Consider the following 18,148-nt stretch of genomic DNA (forward strand, 5'->3'; position numbering starts at 1 on the left):
TAATCACATTCCGAAATCAAAGAGAGTTGTTCTTGAAGGATCAACTTCGTCCCATGGAATCCCTATGGCTTCAATAATTCTTGATATCGGCTGTTTGATTGTTTTATCCAGCATCGTCTCCCAGTCAATTATAAATTCATTGGGTACCTGATCAGCATACTCAAAGCAGAGAACGTCGGTCTTTTGATATTTTGCAGTAACAGTTTTTATATAGACTCTTTTTGGCTTGCTGCCGCGTTTAAAGTCAGTACCGAGATTCTCATTTGAATAGATTGCACCTCTTATGTGTGCATCCTTATTTTCATAACTTAATAGTTCTTTTCCGATGCCACCGGGAATTCCGACATCGTCAAGAGTATATCCACCTTTTCTGTAGGTTTTAATTACAGCCCCCAGATAATTTTTAAGCTCTGATTTATCAGCTCCCTTAAGGATCAGGTCCATGACCTTCAGCTGAACTTCCTTCGTAATGTGGGGTGAGTCGCTTCTTTTCATCTCAAAACCGACAATATCAATCTGATCGACTTCTTTTCCCTCTTTCCAGACGAGATATCCGGCATATCTCTTCTTCTTTCCGGCCTGGAAGAACCTCTCATAGATCTTTTCAAATTTTATCGAGAAGTAGTGGCTTTCTGCATTAAGAACGTCTTGTGAAAATTCTGAATAACTCTCATTAAGGCGTTCTTCAATTTTACGGGCAGTTTTTATCGTCTCCTCTCTCTCCATTACAGGAAGGTTTACCATACAGGAATCGGTATCTCCATATATTACGGCATATCCCATCCCCTCAATTATTTTCCTTGTATGTTCAATTATGGCACGTCCTACTGATGTGACAGCTGATCCGATATCACGGTCATAGAGCCTGAACCGTGCATATCCGCTTACTCCGTAGTAAGTGTTCATGATGACTTTTAAGACATTCTGCTGTATGTCATATAGTTCGTATTCCGGACTGCCGTAGTCATAATTATTCCTCTCTGCCTTTCTCTCATCCCTCTCCTTTAAAAGATCGCTGATAATGCTTCTTGTAAGGCCATCAGGCTCTTTTCTGAACCGGATACCGTTGGGTGCCCTTAGCTCGCCGTTCTTATCTTTTGTTTCAGGTGAGGCATTAATAGTCATCATGCACATAGGATAGAGTGATTTTAAGTCAAGGACAATGACATTCTCCTTTACGCCCTTTGAAGGGTCAAAGACTGTTGCTCCCTCAAATTCCTCGGCATCTGCATAGCCTTTTGACGGAAGTATGTATTTGCCATAGGCTTTCCGGAGCACAAAAATATCAATTACATTTGAAGAGTTAAGCGTCCGGTCTAAAGGACAGCCGACATATCTTGCAATCTCTCTGTAAAATTCAACAATTTTATTTTTATTGTTTATGCCTACGCAGAGTTCAACGTCTTTTACATTGTACTCGATAAGCTTATTCGGGTCGTATTTCCAGAGATCAGATACTGTTCCTGTGTAGCGTATCTTGCCTTCGCCTATCTCCTCTTCGGCAATTGCATCAAGGCGGTATGACTCTTTTCTCCCGCCCTGCATCTTCTTATATCCGGTCAGAAGGTCAAAGACTGCCCTACCTCGGACAGGGTTTCTTGCTGACGGTCCTCCGGGCAGTCTTGAGAGTCCTTCGTCACTCACCCCAAGGACTTCTATTCTCTTCTGGATATAGGGCATATCAAAATCGGTGAAGTTCCACCCGGAGAGAACATCGGGATCCTTTTCTGCAATATATGCAATAAACCGTTTCAGGAGATCCTTCTCATTCCCACAGATTACAACTTTGTGGCAGTTGTTGCATGTTGAAACAGTCTCTGGCCCGTTTTCGTTTATAAGCCATACAAATGTCTGATATTCATTGTCATAGGAGTCCCAGCAGGTTATGCAGTTGATCCTCTCGCGGTTTGCATCCGGAAATCCTCTCTCATCCTCACACTCTATGTCGATTATGCAGACTCTTGCCGGAGAGTTTACTTCTGATGAAGTGATCTCTCTGTAATCTGTAATCTCAGTTTTTACAGAGACTCCTCCTGTAAGTCCGTTGTCTATCATAAACCTGGTTGCAAAGGGTATATCCGCCTCAAAATGTTTAAAGCCCTCACGGAATTCCCTGACATCTCCGGGTTTTGCGGTAATTATTCTTCCAAGTTTTTCACCCTGAATTGAGATGTAGTTCCCGGATAAATCCCGGTCATATCCTCCGGGAAGCCAGGCCTCCTGCACTGCCTCTTTGGGTGCATAAAAGTAGGGCCGAAAACCTGTAACCTGAATATGTCGGGCTTTACCTGATTCTTCCCTGCCAAATATATGGACGACAGATCCGTTAAATTCGTTTGAGTATTCAACCTGGTTTATAGCTATATTTATCTCATCCGGATTTTTCACTCCGGCATCTTCTGCTGTAAATTTTGGATTGTCGTTATTTAAGCCTTTTATTTCCTTTTTGTTTTCCGGACGGCTGTTGCTCCGGCCGTCCCTGTTTACGTCATTCTGTATTCTCTCTTCTATGCTGGTAAATAGGCTCTGCTGCATATTTCAGACCTTCCTGCACAGGCAGTTTAAGTGTTCTGAAGCCATTTTTATCTTTTCATATTCCCACTCGTCAAGTTCCCACTCGATTATTTCAATAATACCTTCACGACCGATTCTTGCCGGAACGCCCATCGAGCAGTCTTTAAGGCCATATTCACCGTCAAGCACTACCGAACAGGGCATTATCTCACGCCTGTCGGATATCACTACATCAAGTAATGATGATATGTGGTACGCCGGGCCGAAGACTGTTCCCCCTTTGCCTGATATAACCGGCATACTGGCCCTTTGCATCTCCGAGAGAATCTCTTCCCTTGTTATTACGTCAATTTTGCGGCCTGCCCCGTCTGTTTTTGAGAACAGCGGTACCTGGTGCTCACCATGCTCCCCGATAACAAATGCATCTCCGGCAAATCCCCTTTCTTTGAGGTACAGTGAAAAGCGTGCCGAGTCGAGCTGTCCGCCAAAACCGATGCACTGCTCTCTTTTCAGTCCAAGCGCCTTTTTGAAGAAGTAGTTGTTGGCATCCATCGGGTTTGTGACTGTGATCAGAATTCCGGAAAAACCTTTAAGATACTGTGCGCATTCACCTGCAACAGCAAGGTTTGCCTCAAGCAGGTCTGCTCTTGTTTTTATTGCAGGTGTCCTCGGAATTCCGGCTGCGAAAACTGCAATGTCAGAGTCCTTTATCTTCTCCGGATCTGTTGATATTTCAGTTTTAATTCCGGTATGGAGGAGATCCAGTTTCTGGGCATTTAAAAAGTCAGGTATATTGTCATAAAGAATTATCTCATCTGCGAGACCTCTTACAGCTGAAAGGAATGCCACTTCACTTCCAACTTTACCTGCACCGATTACTGAGAGGACTGTCATTAGTGTGTACACATTTTAAACACAATAATAATAAAATAACTCCAAATACTATCTCAGTTGTTATGGTGTCATTGTTAAAAGAGGAAAATATTGCTGTCGGTGGTGTCAGTCTTGACAACCACCTAATTCTTGCCGCAGGTGTGCTCGGTACTACAGGTGCTTCACTTAAGAGGATGCTCTCACTTGGTGCAGGCGGGGTTGTGACAAAATCAATAGGTCCTTATCCAAAAGGAGGACACAAAGGACCATGCGTTCAGGTATATGACGGTGCTGTAATGAATGCAATGGGGCTTCCAAACCCTTCTGAGGATTTTAAGGTTGAATTGTCGGGGCTTGAGGGCAGGCCGGTTATTGTCAGCATATTTGGAGGAGATCCGGATGAATTCTCTAAGGTTGCGTCCTGGTTTTCAGGTATGGCTTCGGTTCGAGGTTTTGAGCTGAATGTTTCATGCCCGCATGCTGAAGGTTATGGCGCACAGATCGGCAGTAATCCTGAACTTGTGCAGGAGTGCACAGAGGCTGTTGTGAAAACCGGAATTCCGGTATGGGTTAAACTCACTCCGAATGTTACTGATATAACTGAGTCAGGTCTTGCGGCAGAGGAGGGCGGTGCTTCTGCCGTAGTTGCAGTGAACACAGTCCGTGCGATGAGGATTTCCACTGCTATGAGACGGCCTGTGCTTGGAAACGGGTCAGGTGGCCTTTCAGGGCCGGCCATATTTCCGGTTGCCGTTAAATGCGTCTATGATCTGTATGAAGCATGCAGAATTCCGGTTGTCGGCTGCGGCGGCATATCGGATGCAGACAATGTCATTGAGATGATTATGGCAGGCGCATCTGCGGTTGAGATCGGCAGTGGGGTTCTGGATAATGTCGGGATCTTTTCTGAGATATGCGGCGATCTGTACTCTGAAGAAGGCGAAAATATTGAGGATTTAAGAGGTTGTGCACATGCATGAGATAGCATCGGTTCCGGTAAAAATTACTGAAATCAGGGATGAGACACCAACTATAAAGACGTTTGAATTTGACGGATGCTTCAGTTCAAAGGCAGGGCAGTTCTGTATGGTCTGGATTCCGGGCGTTGATGAGGTGCCAATGGGATTTTCATCACCTTCGTCAATTACTGTTCAGAAAGTCGGAGAGGCAACGGAGGCGCTATTCTCCCTTAATGTCGGGGATACAATCGGCATAAAAGGACCGCTTGGAAACGGATATACTCCAGAGGGGCGTGTTCTTGTGATTGCCGGAGGGGTTGGCGCTGCACCACTGCGCCCGCTTGCTCTTGAAGGTCTTGCAGATACTTTCATTCTTGGTGCAAGGACTGCTGATGAGATTGTTTATAAGGATGAACTTGGCAGTCTAACAGATCTTCGTATATCGACAGATGACGGAAGTTATGGTCATCATGGTTTTGTAACTGATCTTCTGGCAGGTGCCGGTCGGGGTGGATCCGGGGTTGATCCGGAAGACTACGATACAATCTGTGTCTGCGGTCCGGAGATCATGATGAAGAATGTCCTCAGGATTCTTAATGAGAAGGATCTCTCTGACCGGGCGCAGTTCTCGCTTGTGAGATACATGAAGTGCGGAGTCGGCATCTGCGGTTCATGCTGCCTTGATGACGCCGGGCTTCGGGTATGCAGGGACGGCCCTGTATTCAGTGGTACTGACCTCCTGAAAAGTTTTGAGTTTGGTAATTATTCCAGGGATGCCACAGGAAGAAGAGTGTCGGGTGGCGGGCACTGAAATTAATATAGTAAATTTTTGATTCTGATTCGAGCCCCAATCAAAATTTTAACTGTTTTTTCCAGGTTTTATAGTGCACTGCATAATGTTTTGCGATAATCGGAGTGTGACGGAGATTATTCCAAACCATGCACTTATACCGCACTTCATAGTAATAAGCAAACTTTCCGGACTATTCTGGAAAGTTCTGCATTATACTATAATTACCTGTGATATTTCTCTTTTCGTGATATTTTAAAAGCCCTGTATATCTGCTCTACAATAAGCAGCCGGACGAACTGGTGCGGGAATGTGAGGCTGGAGAGTTTCCATCTGATATCTGCACGGCTTTTTAGTGCATCCGATACCCCAAGGCTGCCCCCTATGCAGAATATAATTTTTCCACGGCAGGAGAGTTCCTGTTCACTGATTATCTCTGCAATGTTTTCAGAAGAGTACTCCTTTCCCCAAAGGTCAAGAAGGATTACAAAGTCTTCACAGCCTATATATTTTAAGACCTTATCTCCTTCCTTATTGAGAATAGATTTTTCTGTTGCAGGCGATGCTTTTTCCGGAATGCTCTCATCGGGCACCTGCATAATTTCAGTTCCGGCGTATGGTCGAAGCCTCTTTAAATATTCTTCAATGCCTTCACTGATATATCTCTCTTTTATTTTTCCTATTGCAATGATACGGACCTGTGCGGGCATGTCAGTGTATTTTATTTACTTCTTCAAGTTTTTCAAGTTCTTCCAATTTATTGATATTTGTGAATGTCCTGAGATTTGGATCAACATCTCTGAACTCTTCAACGCTGATGAATTTTGAGTTCAGTTCACGAATCATGGCCCTAAGGGAGAGTGATTTATGGGTTTTAAGATATTTCACAAGGGCGTCACGCCTGTAAATAGCGTGAAGCGGTTCTATCTTATCTTCATCCCATGCCGGAATTATGGCATCATGATCATTTATATGCTCAAAAAGCCAGTTAACGGCATCAGGATTTAAAAAAGGCATATCACAGGCAGATACAAATATTACTTCTCCTTTTGCTTCAGGTACACCTGCCTGAAGTCCTCCTATCGGCCCTCTCCCCTTAACGATATCACTTACAATATGGACGTTTTCAATACCATAAAAATGACTGCATTTCTCTTCGTTTTTGGCAACGATTATTATTTCATCAACGACATTTTCAAGACTTTCAATCAGCCTTTTTATAAATGTCTCTCCCCTGTAAGAAAAAAAGTATTTATCCCTGCCCCCGGCTCTTTTTCCCTCTCCGCCTGCAAGAATTATTGCTGTCCGGAATGCCGGTTTTGCAGGAGTTTTGTCAGGCATTTTTCAGATTTTCCCTGAATTTTATCAGATTTACAATTGTTCTGTTTACAGGTGTATCTATATTGTGTTTATTGCCAAGATCAGTTATTGCACCGTTGATAAAATCAATCTCGGTCTTTTTGCCCATTGATATATCCTGGTACATTGAAGAATGATGATCAGCAGTATCCGGAATCTGCTTTTCTTTAAGGTATTTCAGGTAGCTTTCTGCATTATCCCAGCCCGGATTAATGCCTTCTTCTTTAAGAACCAGAAAAGCTTCGTTTATGATCTCTTTTATGATATTAAATGCATTTTTATCCAGAAGTTCTTTGTAGGGCACCATCATAACTGCTCCAAGTGGATTTAGTGCAGAGTTGTACAGGGTTTTTCCCCACAGAGACCCCCTGACATTATCATCAGCAAGAGCGTTTATTCCGGAACTCTGAAGAAGCTTTACGATGGTTTCGACCCTTTCGTCTGTACCTCCCGGAAATCTGCCTAATTTTGCAGGAGCTGCCTCAACTGAGACATGGACTTTCCCGTCGCCACGCCATTCAAATCCGGTGATTATCATTGCACCAATAACCCTGTCAGTATAACCTGCAATGATTTCTTCATTGCCGATTCCGTTCTGAAGACTGATGACATCAGCATCTCCGAACCGGTCACTGAACTGTTCACATATATCCCTCGTTGCAATAGATTTTGATGTGATAAAGATGTAGTCAAAATCAGCACCCTCAGGCAGATTTTCTGAACATGGAAAGTGAAAAGTTTCACTGCCCCAGATTCCGGTCATGATAAGGCCGTCTTTATTTATTGCATCTGCATTCCTCCGGCGTGTAACTGCATGTACGTCACATACTTTAGAGAGCATTCCGGCAACGCACAGGCCGACAGCACCGGCACCAAGGACTGCAATTTTCATGTATTAATTTTAGCTTCCGGAATTCATAAATAGAGATCATTTAACACCGGACAATCAGGATATTTTTCAGAAGGTAATATGGCGATTAATTTGAATTATCAACTGAAAGATACTACATCTGCTCTGCCACGTCAATTCTTTCAGATTCATGCAGGAAATAATTCTCACTGTTTTATTTATGACCGTCAGGGTGTTTTTCCGTGGTGGAAATAATATTGTGGTTTAATATTTTAACTCCTTCCATCCGGAGGAGTGCCTCTTTAATCTCAACAGAAGGATTAAACCCTCCGATTCCGGATTTGGCAACAACACGGTGACATGGAACAATCAGCGGTGTCGGATTTCTCTTCATTGCAGTGCCGACAACTCTCGCATTTGTCCCTGCTTTCTCTGCAACCTCACCATAAGCCATTGTCTCTCCGTACGGGATCTCTTTCACAATGCTGTAAATTCCGCAGTATGGATGTCCTTCTTCTGTTGCAGCTGATTTAAACATTGAAAGATTCCGGTTTTTACCGTTGAGGTACAGCATTATCTCCGGCGGGATCTCACCACCTGTCACATCCTGCTTCCTGGAAAAACTGACTCTGATTATTCTCTCATCACTCCACCATACATTGACATACCAGTAATTAAATGGGTATCTCCCGGAATTAATCTTCATTATTCCTCAGATGTATCTGAATACCATTTATTTTTCATCTCCACCTGGTCATATCCTTTGAAAACTGTGATATATCACAGACAACCATCTCGTCCTGCATCCATGGCGGAAGTCCTTTCTTCACCCCGGATTCAAGGAAACGTGCCTCACCAATAAGCAGAACACCTGTATCATCCGGAGTCCTGAGTACTCTTCCAAGAGCCTGAAGGGCTTTGTTTATTGCCGGAAGTGTGTATGATATAAACTCACCCTCAGGACCGAATTTACTTCTGAAATAGTCAATGACCATCTTTCTGACATCATTATATGGTGCAAGAGGCAGCCCTATCACTATTGCCCCGTTTAATAGATCACCTCTGTAGTCAAGCCCCTCACTCCATTTTCCTCCACATACGCCAAATATTATTCCGGATTTGCCAGTCTCCGGAAGTGACAGAAATTTCCTTAAATCGCGGTTGGCAACCTGTGCTTCCGGTGATTCTATGAATACCTCCTTTCCGTTTATTTTTTGTGGAATGTCAACTGCAATATTGTTGAGCATATCATATGACGGGAAGTACACCGCAAGGTTTCCTTTTACTTTTGCAAATTCCTGAATGTACCTGTGAATTCTCTCAAGGTTATCTCTGTCCTTTCTCTTTGAAAATGTGGAAGTAACATCTTTTGAGCAGTAAATCGCCCGGTTTTTTTTAGGGAATGAATTTGGCAGTGAGAGTGTCACCGCCGGAGTGTCCTCAAAATAGAGCTTTTTAAAGCTCTCAACCGGAGAAAGAGTGCCGCTTATCATTATACATGATGAATGGTTTTTAGCAATTTCTTTTAGGGTTGATGCCGGATCAATATTTCTGACCTCAAGTGAGATCATATTATCATTTTTTTTGTATATTGTGAGAAATGCCGGATCTTTTGTTGCCTGAATAATTCTGAAGAAAAATTCCATCACTCTCTCAAGCGGTATTTCTTTAAAATCTCCCTCCTGGATCTTCTTCTCTTTTATTGCTTCATAGATGCGGTTGAGGTCATCATATATATCCTCCATTTTGCTGTAGAGGGATTCATTGAGTATGAATCTTGAGAACATTGCCGGATCGAAATAGTCCTCTTTTTTAACTGATCTTCTAAGTCCATCCATAAATTTCCTGACCCTTGGAAGCATTCCCTGTACTGCCTCAACTCCCTTTATTCTGCTCTTCATGTGGGTCAGTTCATTCTGGGCATGATCAAGGGTCTTTTCGCTTATGCTTATAGTCTGAATGCTCTGCACAGTGTCAGAGCAGTTGTGAGCCTCATCAATAAGGAGCATGGTATTGTTCTCTTCAATCCCGATTGAGAGATACATCTGCTCCCTTATTGTCTCGTTGAAGAGATGATGGAAGTTGAGAAGTATAATGTCTGCATCCCTGGCTGCCTGAAGCATCACCTCATAAGGGCAGATCTCATTACAGAGGGTTTTGATCCTGTCAGGGTTTACAAGGCTTTTTGATACTTCCTCACCTTTTGCCCTCAGACCGTTTGATGGTATCATCTTCATGCCGTCATTTTCAACAAATACTTTGGATTTGATATAATACGGGCATAAGAGCGGGCGATCCGGATCCTGCCTTTTGATCTGATTTTTTATAACCGCATCATTGGCCGGAACGAGAGATCCCTTCTGCGCACGGTCTCTCATTATAGATGATGAGAAGGATTTAAGTCCTTCACAAAGGTGATATATGTCTCCTTCTCCGGTCATAGGGCACATATTCCGTTTGCCTATGAGATAGGCTGCTTTAACTCTTTTCTTCCTTTTAATAAGTTCAATCTCCCGGATAAAAATATTCAGCTGACTCACTGTCCTTACTGCGACTACAATTTTCCTTCCGTTTGCGTTTGCAAGCATTGCCGAGATTATGCTTGACTTTCCGCTCCCTGTAGGTGCATCAATAAGGCAGATTTTATTCTCCCGTGCCGCTTCTGCGGCTGTATTTAACATCGTCTCCTGGTTTGGCCTGAAACTCTCGTAAGGAAACCAGTCTTCAATATTACCCATTACTTACATATTTGGTGTTGCCACATTTTGTATTATTGTGCTGTGCCTGTGCAGGCACCGCAGAGGTGAATTTAATGAATAAGATATACAGAAGTAAAGATGACAGGATTTTAGCTGGTGTATGCAGTGGAATAGGCAGAGGACTGGACATTGACCCGAATATTGTAAGGATAGTATTTGTTGTTATGGCTCTTGCATACGGCGCAGGCATTATTGCATATGTCGCCGGATGGGTACTGCTGCCGGATGAGGAAGATAAGGACGTTATTGATGCTGAATTTAAAATTAAATCTTAATTTCTCTTTGAATCCTGATAATATTTACAGTTTTTATGAGATATTTATCTGAATGTCCGGAACATGACTGAAAACCAATTTTATAAACGAGTTACATACCAGTAATTACTATGGCAATACATCCCATTGATTTCAGATACGGTACACCTGAGATGAAGAAGATCTGGGGCGAAGAAAATCGTTTTGCTGCTGTTGTTCAGGCAGAAGTTGCGCTTGCAAAGGCAGAAGCAGATCACGGTATGATTCCTGAAAAAGCAGCGGATGAGATCGTTAAACTGGCAAAGAATGCATCACTAACACGCGCCAAAGAGATCGAGGATGAGATCAGCCATGACATGATGGCAATAGTCAAAGCTGTAACTGAAGTCTGCGGTGAGTCCGGAAGATGGATTCACTATGGCGCGACATCAAATGATATCCTTGATACTGCTACGGGTATTCAGCTCAAAGAGAGCATGTTTCTGATAGAGGGAAAACTCAGAAAACTTTTAAGTGTACTTCTTGAAAGGGCAACGGAGACAAAAACGCTTGTCTGCGCCGGAAGAACGCATGGACAGATTGGAGTTCCGACAACGTATGGCCTCAGGTTTGCTATCTGGGCGAGTGAGGTTGCAAGGCATATAGAAAGGCTTGAGCAGATGAGGCCGCGTGTCGCAGTAGGACAGATGACCGGTGCTGTCGGAACCCAGGCAGCAATGGGAAAATCCGGTCATGAAATTATGGTCTCGATGATGGCATATCTTGGACTTCATCCGGTAGATGTCTCAAACCAGATTATTCAGCGTGACAGGTATGCAGAATATGTCATGTTTCTGGCAAATGTCTCAACCACACTTGACAAAATAGGGGTTGAGGTCAGAATGATGCAGAGATCTGAGATCGGTGAGATGGAAGAGGCATTCGGCAAAAAACAGGTCGGATCATCCACCATGCCCCATAAGAGAAATCCTATAAAATCAGAACAGGTCTGCGGGCTTGCACGTATTGTAAGGGCGATGGTTGAACCTGCACTTATGAACAATACTCTGTGGGATGAAAGGGATCTTACCAATTCATCATGCGAAAGGGTAACATTCCCGGAATCATCAATTCTGACAGACCATATCTTAAATCTCATGATCGGAGTAATTTCCGGTTTGAAACTCAATGAAGATAACATCCGGAAGAATCTGAATATTCTTAATGGTGTCAATATGGCAGAATCTGTTATGATTGAACTTACAAAGAGAGGAATGGACAGGCAGGAGGCCCATGAAATTATAAGAATGAGCAGCATGACTGCACTTGAACTGCACAGGCCGCTTGCTGCAATTCTTGCCGAAAATCCGGGTGTTTCAAAGTATCTGACATTTGAAGAGATTGAAGAGCTTTTACTCCCGGACAATTATATTGGGACGGCAATATCCCAGGTTGAAAGCCTCGCTGAAAAACTGACACCCTTTGTTCTGTAAATTATTTCCGGCCAAATTTTCTTTTTTTAGCTGGTAATGACCGGTGAATATTGGCAGTGTCCTGATAATTATATCCGTAAAATAGTATTTGTACCGCCATAATCTATTTTTTACAATTTTTTTATCTACCCTTACTTTCAGTTCAAATTCCCGGAAATTTAAGCACATAGATTTAAAATCAGCCTGAAACTGAATAATGCTGACATATTCTCCGAAATTTATAATATGATGTGCTTATGAATCAGACACATAATTTGAGCTGTTATATTTAATTTTCATGTTCTATAAGGCATTTAATCCTAATAAATGAGTCATAAATTAGACATTTCTTAAGATACTGTGCCTAACAATGGCGTGAAGTCAGGTTTCAGTCGATTTAATTTTAGTTCTTAATAAATTTGATAAACATAAATTATAAGTCTGATCTGGATGATTATAGCATGTGATGGGAGATGGAAAAAAACACCCTTACAACAAATCAGGGAGTGCCGGTTAGTGACAACCAGAATTCCCTTACAGCAGGAGAAAGAGGCGGTGTTCTGCTGCAGGACGTACACCTGATTGAGAAACTTGCACACTTTGACCGTGAGCGTATTCCTGAACGCGTTGTTCACGCAAATGGAGCGGGTGCTCATGGATATTTTCAGGTTTACAGGAGCATGGCTCCCTATACAAAAGCAAAATTCCTTCAGGATCCGGATGTCAGAACCCCTGTTTTTGTACGTTTTTCAACAGTAGTAGGATCAAAAGGTTCTGCTGATTCAGTGCGTGATCCACGTGGCTTTGCTGTAAAGTTTTATACTGAAGACGGCAATTATGACCTTGTCGGAAATCATCTTCCTGTATTTTTTATCAGGGATGCTATCAAATTTCCTGACATGGTGCATTCATTTAAACCTGCACCTGATACAAATTACCCTACAAGTTCGGCTGCAAACAGTCGTTTTTGGGATTTTATATCACTTTCACCCGAATCAACCCATATGATAACCTGGCTTTTCTCTGATCGAGGTACGATTAAAAGCTACAGGAAAATGGAAGGTTTTGGTGTCAACACATACATCTGGGTAAACGAAGAAGGAAAAGGAATTTATATCAAATATCACTGGAAACCTTCCGCCGGCATAGAAACGATTGACCGTTTTGAGTCAACCCGCCTTGCAGGAGAGGATCCGGACTGCGCAACCCGTGATCTCTACGAATGGATAGCATCCGGAAAAGATGTTGAGTATGAACTATGTGTTCAGATGATGGAATTTGAAGACGAAGAGAAGCTTGAATTTGACCCTCTTGATGCAACAAAAACATGGCCTGAAGATAAATATCCACTAATGCCGGTCGGAAGGATGATCCTGAATAAAAATCCTGAAAATTATTTTGCAGAGATCGAACAGGCTGCATTCTGTCCGGCTTCAATTGTTCCCGGGATAGAACCTTCTGCTGACAGACTTCTTCAGGGGAGGATGTTTTCATATGCTGATACACAGCGGCATCGTCTCGGCCCAAATTACCTCCAGATTCCGGTCAACCGCCCCAAAGTTCCGGTCACCAACCACCAGCAGGACGGCAATATGCAGATGTCACCACAGTTTACCGGAACTGTTAATTTTGAACCAAACAGCCTTGAAGGCGGATTTCCACGTGAGACTGGCGGGCCAACCTTTCCTGGACGCTCTCTTCATGGTGTAATGACCAGAAAGAAGATAACCCGTATGAATGATTTTCAGCAGGCCGGTGAGAGGTACAGATCTTTATCGGAATCTGAGCAGGATCACCTTGTGGGTAATATTGCCGATGCACTGATGCATGCAGATGAAGAAATTCAGAAGAGAATGATTATTAATTTATCAGAGGCTGATCATGAACTGGGGGAGCGTGTGGCCGAGGGAATGAATAATTGAACGCCGGATATAATCCTCCGCGCCTGATTTCGTGGAATATTACTCTCAGATGTCCTCTGAAGTGCGCACACTGCTATGTGGATGCCGGAAACATGGATCCTGACGATATACTCTCAACAAATGAGGCAAAGGCCGTCATTGATGGGATAAAAGAGACAGGAGACCCTGTTTTGATCCTGAGCGGGGGAGAACCTCTGCTCAGGGAGGATATATTTGATATTGTAGAGTACGGGAATGAATGCGGACTTACAATGGCTATTGGAACTTCAGGTTTTCTCCTTGATAAAAAAATAGCTGTTAAACTTAAAAATTGCGGTTTGAAAGCAGCTGCTATCAGTATTGATTCTGTGAATCCTGAGGTTCATGATGAATTCCGGGGGGTTAGGGGAGCATGGGATAAGGCAGTGGCAGCAGTTGGGCATTGTCATGATGCCGGAATAAGGGTCAAAATTAATATGACTGTGATGCAGCCTGAGATTGAATATATTGAAGATGTGATAGATATGGGTACTTCAATGGATGTTTCTGACTATCATCTCTTCTTTCCGGTTCATACAGGAAGAGGAGGTAAAATGGGACTGCAGAACCCCGATGATTATGAATCCCTTATTCAAAAAGTTCTGTTCAGGTACAGAGATGGCGATATTTCTGTAAGACCAACCTGTGCCCCGCAGTTTCGCCGTATTGCTGATGAGTCCGGGCTTAAAGATAAAGGATGGGGACGTGGCTGTATTGCCGGAATATCATACTGCCGTATATTTGCAACCGGAGAAGTGACTCCGTGCCCTTACCTTCCTGTTAGTGCAGGCAGTCTTCGTGAAACTTCTTTTAAAGATATATGGGAACATTCAGTTCTGTTTAATTCCTTAAGGGATCAGAGTCAGCTTAAGGGGAAATGTGGACAGTGTGGCTATAAAACGGTCTGCGGTGGATGTCGTGCACGGGCGTATGCCAGAATGCAGAATCCGGGTGCAGGGTGGTGTGACGGTCTTAAAATGCCGGATTATGACGATACAGAAATACTTGGAGAAGATCCCTGGTGCCCGTACGAACCGGATGGGGTGATACTATAGATTCTGATATTTGCATTGACAGGACTGATCTCATCCTTCTTGATGCCCTTCAGGATGATTTTCCTCTTGTTGCAAAGCCATGGGATCTGATTGCCACAAGAATCGGGATTTCAGTCGGTGAACTGCTCAGCAGGCTCCTGTCACTTCAGGAGTGCGGCATAATCAGGGGGATTATTCCGGCTCTTGAGTCACGGAAGTTTGGGCTTAAAGCCGGAACCCTTGTTGCGATTCATATGCCCGATAACCGGCATCATGAGATTACGGAGATTATAAACAGTTATTCAGAAGTATCTCACAATTATCTACGTGAGCATTACTACTCTGTCTGGTTTACCATTTCTGCACCGACAGAAGAGAGAATTTCTGAGATATTATCTGATATTATGCAGAGAACCGGCGTAATGGCTGAAGACATTATTAACCTCCCAACAATCTGTAAATATAAAATTGACGTTCGTTTCACCTGTTTTACCGGAGATGAAAATTTTGGACAGGATTGATTACATGCTGATTAAGGAACTTGAGAGGGGTCTGCCTTCTGAGGAGGAACCTTTTAACGCAGTAGGGAGAAAAATTGGAATCAGTGGTGAAGAGGTAATTTTCCGTATTAAAAATCTTAAGGATGAGGGCGCTATAAGAAAAATCAGTGCCAGGATTAATCAGAGGAAAATTGGTATAATGGCGAATGCCCTGGTTGCCTGGAGTGTCCCACCGGACTGGGATGGTTATGATGAACTTGCTTCGCATGCAGGTGTTTCCCATTGTTATCTCCGGAAATCTGTCCCAGATAAATGGAATTATACGGTTTATACCGTTCACCACAGGTTCAGCAGGGAAGAAGTACATGAGGAGGTCAAAAAAATTGCAGAAAGTATACCTGTCAGGGATTATGTTGTAATGTTCAGTTCAGAGGAGCTCAAGCGTGTCCCGGCAGTCAGGATTGATGAAAACGGAGATGGTCTGAGATGAACAGAATAACGCAGTGTCTGCATGGAAGGGGAACTGTCAGTGAGATGTCCCGCCACCTTCATGGTTCCAGAAATCAGTCATCAGGGAGAAATATTGCATTTTCAGGGACTGATAAGCCAGTAATATTCTGGAATGTCACAAACAGATGTAATCTGTTCTGTAAACACTGCTACAGCAGTTCAGGGTCAGATTCAGGGAATGAAGATTTGTCAAATTCACAGGCTCTTTCTTTAATTGATGATCTCTCGGGTATGGGTATTCCGCTGATTATATTTACCGGCGGTGAACCTCTGCTCCGTGAGGATATATTTGAACTGGCAGGTTATGCTCGCAGTAAGGGAATTGCTACTGCATTAAGCTCTAACGGAACTCTGATTACTGCTAAATCTGCATTTGATATAAAAAACAGCGGTATTGACTATGTTGGTATTTCCCTTGACGGAGCCAGTGCCGAAACCCATAACCGGTTTCGTGGTTCTTCTGATGCTTTTGAACTCACAACTACTGCATTTAAACATTGCCGGAATGCCGGTTTAAGAAGCGGAGTTCGTGTAACTATTAACAAAGAAAATTATGGCGAACTTGAGGATTTGATTGATCTTGCTGTAAATCTTGGTGCATCAAGGTTCTGCCTGTACTGGCTTGTTCCAAGTGGCAGAGGAGCTGAAGCCTACAATAATTTTCAGCTTGAGGAAAACGAAGTTAATGGTGTGTTAAGTCTTCTGTACAGAAAAGCAAAAGAGATCAGTCCTGCTGTTATGGAGTTTTTAACCGTTGATGCGCCGCAGGATGCAATTCATCTTCTGGCTTCTATGAACCGTGACGGTTCAGAGGATCTTGCTGCTGCAAAACATCTTGTTGCATCATTGAATGGCGGGTGCAGTGCCGGAACCAGGGTGGCAAATATCAGTCACAGGGGGTATGTTTATCCATGTCAGTTTGCACAGTCTGATGAATTTTGTATAGGTGACATAAATGAAATACCTTTCAGCAGTCTCTGGGGTGACGGTAATAATCCTGTAATAGCACTTTTCCGAAAGAAAACACTCTTGCTTGAAGGGAAATGTAAAAACTGTCAGCATAAAATGCTATGTGGTGGCGGATGCAGAGTCCGCGCTAATTACATGAATAATGACTTTTATTCAGAAGATCCTTTCTGTTTCATCAGGGAAGAACTGAATATTAATGACTTATTTTCAGATCGGAAATAGTATTCAGGTGTTAAATTAAATTTGAGATAAATATCATATATATTCTTTAAGGCTGTCTGCCCACTCCCCGATAAGCCGCCAGTCTCTGTAGTCTCCGGGAATTTTACCCTCTCTGAATAGTGAGCTGATCTTTTCTTTTACAGGTATATTTTTTGCATCCAGTTTTCCACCAAAGTAACCGGTTGTTACAAGATCAACATGCCGGGCTAATTTTTCTGCAAGCTTTTCAGCTTTTTGTATTCCGGCAGGACTTTTATTTCTGAGTGAGTATCCGGTTATGAAAAGTGCAGTATTTTTTTTGTTTAGATAATTTCTGTGAAGTTTTACGAATTCTTCAGTTTCAGGCATTAATTTACCCTCATAAATAGGAGTTCCGATAATAATGAGTGAATACTGCCTTATATCTTCTGCATCCTGAATTTTTTTGACATCTGCCTTATATCCGGCATCGAAGAAACTATTTCTTATAGTCCAGGCTATATCTGCGGTTGAGCCGTGTTTTGTAACGTAAGTTATCAGGATTGCCGGCTTATTTTCTTTTTTATCAATATTTTTATCCTTTATACTTGTGTTTTTTTTAGCCGGTTCTTTCTTGTTTTCAGTTAATAATCTCTTAGCCTTGCTTTCTGTAACAGATTTTGATTCTTTTAACTTGTTTTCTTTTAATTTGTGGTCATTATTACTGCTGATCTGTCTCCTGCGGATTGCAATAGCTCTGAATTTATCTCCTTTTGGGGTTTTTGCCCATCCATATGATGCAATGCCTGAGAGAACTACGAGGTCAGATATGTACAGAAGTGTTTTTTTATTTTTACCGCTTTTGGTTTCATCTTCTTCTTTATCTGTTGCAATTTCTTCAATATATGCTGGGATTTCTTCATTCTCTATTGTATCTAGTGCTACAACCGGATTTGTGAGCAGGAGTTCTATCACCTGTTTCGCATTGGTTATTGATAGAACAAATTCTTCTCCATCTTCTGTTTTTAATATTATACTGCCTGTTTCTCTGCACAATTCTGTTATTCCAAATAATTTTTCATCACCTGTTCCAAACAGCGACCTTGGCGAAGATAACGGTTTGCCTGTATTTGACTCTATGAAATCAAGCAAAATGTCTGTTTTTATCATTTTAAAGAATTCTCCGGTTTATTCTTCACTATAATT

Annotated in this window: 17 protein-coding genes; 9 read left to right on the forward strand and 8 right to left on the reverse strand. The window is 42.6% G+C overall.

The window, feature by feature from the left end; genetic code table 11:
* Positions 1-3: 3 nt before the first annotated feature.
* Positions 4-2,535, reverse strand: coding sequence for a DNA-directed DNA polymerase (locus METLIM_RS07900; RefSeq protein ID WP_004077431.1), 2,532 nt, complete (start codon positions 2,533-2,535; stop codon positions 4-6).
* A gap of 3 nt (positions 2,536-2,538) precedes the next feature.
* Positions 2,539-3,408 (reverse strand): malate dehydrogenase, encoded by an 870-nt coding sequence (locus tag METLIM_RS07905; protein ID WP_004077432.1) that lies wholly within the window; start codon positions 3,406-3,408, stop codon positions 2,539-2,541.
* A gap of 62 nt (positions 3,409-3,470) precedes the next feature.
* Between METLIM_RS07905 and METLIM_RS07910 the strand changes: the two genes are divergently transcribed.
* Together METLIM_RS07910 and METLIM_RS07915 are read left to right on the forward strand one after the other, a co-directional pair.
* Positions 3,471-4,367, forward strand: a complete 897-nt coding sequence (locus METLIM_RS07910) for a dihydroorotate dehydrogenase (RefSeq protein ID WP_004077433.1) — start codon at positions 3,471-3,473, stop codon at positions 4,365-4,367.
* Entirely contained in the window at positions 4,360-5,157 is a 798-nt protein-coding gene (locus METLIM_RS07915) for a dihydroorotate dehydrogenase electron transfer subunit (protein WP_004077434.1), read from the forward strand. The genes METLIM_RS07910 and METLIM_RS07915 overlap by 8 nt, the downstream gene beginning before the upstream one ends.
* Positions 5,158-5,360: 203 nt before the next feature.
* Here METLIM_RS07915 and rlmH read toward each other — a convergent pair whose 3' ends face one another.
* From rlmH to METLIM_RS07940, 5 genes are all read right to left on the reverse strand, one after another.
* Positions 5,361-5,846: a 23S rRNA (pseudouridine(1915)-N(3))-methyltransferase RlmH gene (rlmH, locus tag METLIM_RS07920; RefSeq protein WP_004077435.1), complete on the reverse strand. Its 486-nt coding sequence runs from the start codon at positions 5,844-5,846 to the stop codon at positions 5,361-5,363.
* Between the two features lies 1 nt (position 5,847).
* On the reverse strand, positions 5,848-6,477 hold the full coding sequence (mobA, locus tag METLIM_RS07925; RefSeq protein ID WP_004077437.1) for a molybdenum cofactor guanylyltransferase: 630 nt from the start codon (positions 6,475-6,477) through the stop codon (positions 5,848-5,850).
* Positions 6,470-7,387 carry a ketopantoate reductase family protein gene (locus METLIM_RS07930; RefSeq protein ID WP_004077438.1) on the reverse strand — a complete coding sequence of 306 codons (918 nt, stop codon included), beginning with the start codon at positions 7,385-7,387 and terminating at the stop codon, positions 6,470-6,472. The genes mobA and METLIM_RS07930 overlap by 8 nt, the downstream gene beginning before the upstream one ends.
* A gap of 172 nt (positions 7,388-7,559) precedes the next feature.
* Complete coding sequence (locus METLIM_RS07935) at positions 7,560-8,051, reverse strand: MGMT family protein (RefSeq protein WP_004077439.1); 492 nt, start codon at positions 8,049-8,051, stop codon at positions 7,560-7,562.
* A 34-nt stretch (positions 8,052-8,085) separates the two neighbouring features.
* Positions 8,086-10,083 carry an ATP-dependent DNA helicase gene (locus tag METLIM_RS07940; protein WP_004077440.1) on the reverse strand — a complete coding sequence of 666 codons (1,998 nt, stop codon included), beginning with the start codon at positions 10,081-10,083 and terminating at the stop codon, positions 8,086-8,088.
* Between the two features lie 74 nt (positions 10,084-10,157).
* Between METLIM_RS07940 and METLIM_RS07945 the strand changes: the two genes are divergently transcribed.
* The 7 genes from METLIM_RS07945 to METLIM_RS07975 all read left to right on the forward strand — a co-directional run bounded on the left by METLIM_RS07945 (position 10,158) and on the right by METLIM_RS07975 (position 16,984).
* Positions 10,158-10,379 carry a PspC domain-containing protein gene (locus METLIM_RS07945; protein WP_004077441.1) on the forward strand — a complete coding sequence of 74 codons (222 nt, stop codon included), beginning with the start codon at positions 10,158-10,160 and terminating at the stop codon, positions 10,377-10,379.
* A gap of 110 nt (positions 10,380-10,489) precedes the next feature.
* Positions 10,490-11,830, forward strand: a complete 1,341-nt coding sequence (purB, locus tag METLIM_RS07950) for an adenylosuccinate lyase (RefSeq protein WP_004077442.1) — start codon at positions 10,490-10,492, stop codon at positions 11,828-11,830.
* 452 nt (positions 11,831-12,282) lie between these two features.
* A complete protein-coding gene (locus METLIM_RS07955) occupies positions 12,283-13,731 on the forward strand; it encodes a catalase (RefSeq protein ID WP_004077443.1) in 1,449 nt (482 codons plus the stop codon).
* Positions 13,728-14,804, forward strand: coding sequence for a radical SAM/SPASM domain-containing protein (locus tag METLIM_RS07960; RefSeq protein WP_004077444.1), 1,077 nt, complete (start codon positions 13,728-13,730; stop codon positions 14,802-14,804). Before METLIM_RS07955 ends, METLIM_RS07960 begins: the two co-directional genes overlap by 4 nt.
* Entirely contained in the window at positions 14,771-15,304 is a 534-nt protein-coding gene (locus METLIM_RS07965; protein WP_004077445.1) for an Lrp/AsnC family transcriptional regulator, read from the forward strand. The genes METLIM_RS07960 and METLIM_RS07965 overlap by 34 nt, the downstream gene beginning before the upstream one ends.
* Entirely contained in the window at positions 15,282-15,773 is a 492-nt protein-coding gene (gene ahbB, locus METLIM_RS07970; protein WP_004077446.1) for a siroheme decarboxylase subunit beta, read from the forward strand. The genes METLIM_RS07965 and ahbB overlap by 23 nt, the downstream gene beginning before the upstream one ends.
* The gene (locus tag METLIM_RS07975) at positions 15,770-16,984 is read left to right on the forward strand and encodes a radical SAM/SPASM domain-containing protein (RefSeq protein ID WP_004077447.1); all 1,215 of its coding nucleotides are present in this window, start codon (positions 15,770-15,772) and stop codon (positions 16,982-16,984) included. The genes ahbB and METLIM_RS07975 overlap by 4 nt, the downstream gene beginning before the upstream one ends.
* Positions 16,985-17,017: 33 nt before the next feature.
* On the opposite strand, the gene METLIM_RS07980 is transcribed toward METLIM_RS07975, so the two are convergent.
* Complete coding sequence (locus METLIM_RS07980) at positions 17,018-18,112, reverse strand: flavodoxin/nitric oxide synthase (RefSeq protein WP_004077448.1); 1,095 nt, start codon at positions 18,110-18,112, stop codon at positions 17,018-17,020.
* Positions 18,113-18,148: the final 36 nt, after the last annotated feature.

The organism is Methanoplanus limicola DSM 2279 (genome assembly GCF_000243255.1).
GTDB lineage: Archaea > Halobacteriota > Methanomicrobia > Methanomicrobiales > Methanomicrobiaceae > Methanoplanus > Methanoplanus limicola.

Bases quoted from the DNA above. Each gene is read 5' to 3' on its own strand.
- METLIM_RS07900 (WP_004077431.1), bottom strand. From the start codon at position 2,535: ATGCAGCAGAGCCTATTTACCAGCATAGAAGAGAGAATACAGAATGAC.
- METLIM_RS07905 (WP_004077432.1), bottom strand. From the start codon at position 3,408: ATGACAGTCCTCTCAGTAATCGGTGCAGGTAAAGTTGGAAGTGAAGTG.
- METLIM_RS07910 (WP_004077433.1), top strand. From the start codon at position 3,471: ATGGTGTCATTGTTAAAAGAGGAAAATATTGCTGTCGGTGGTGTCAGT.
- METLIM_RS07915 (WP_004077434.1), top strand. From the start codon at position 4,360: ATGCATGAGATAGCATCGGTTCCGGTAAAAATTACTGAAATCAGGGAT.
- rlmH (WP_004077435.1), bottom strand. From the start codon at position 5,846: ATGCCCGCACAGGTCCGTATCATTGCAATAGGAAAAATAAAAGAGAGA.
- mobA (WP_004077437.1), bottom strand. From the start codon at position 6,477: ATGCCTGACAAAACTCCTGCAAAACCGGCATTCCGGACAGCAATAATT.
- METLIM_RS07930 (WP_004077438.1), bottom strand. From the start codon at position 7,387: ATGAAAATTGCAGTCCTTGGTGCCGGTGCTGTCGGCCTGTGCGTTGCC.
- METLIM_RS07935 (WP_004077439.1), bottom strand. From the start codon at position 8,051: ATGAAGATTAATTCCGGGAGATACCCATTTAATTACTGGTATGTCAAT.
- METLIM_RS07940 (WP_004077440.1), bottom strand. From the start codon at position 10,083: ATGGGTAATATTGAAGACTGGTTTCCTTACGAGAGTTTCAGGCCAAAC.
- METLIM_RS07945 (WP_004077441.1), top strand. From the start codon at position 10,158: ATGAATAAGATATACAGAAGTAAAGATGACAGGATTTTAGCTGGTGTA.
- purB (WP_004077442.1), top strand. From the start codon at position 10,490: ATGGCAATACATCCCATTGATTTCAGATACGGTACACCTGAGATGAAG.
- METLIM_RS07955 (WP_004077443.1), top strand. From the start codon at position 12,283: ATGGAAAAAAACACCCTTACAACAAATCAGGGAGTGCCGGTTAGTGAC.
- ahbB (WP_004077446.1), top strand. From the start codon at position 15,282: ATGAAAATTTTGGACAGGATTGATTACATGCTGATTAAGGAACTTGAG.
- METLIM_RS07975 (WP_004077447.1), top strand. From the start codon at position 15,770: ATGAACAGAATAACGCAGTGTCTGCATGGAAGGGGAACTGTCAGTGAG.
- METLIM_RS07980 (WP_004077448.1), bottom strand. From the start codon at position 18,112: ATGATAAAAACAGACATTTTGCTTGATTTCATAGAGTCAAATACAGGC.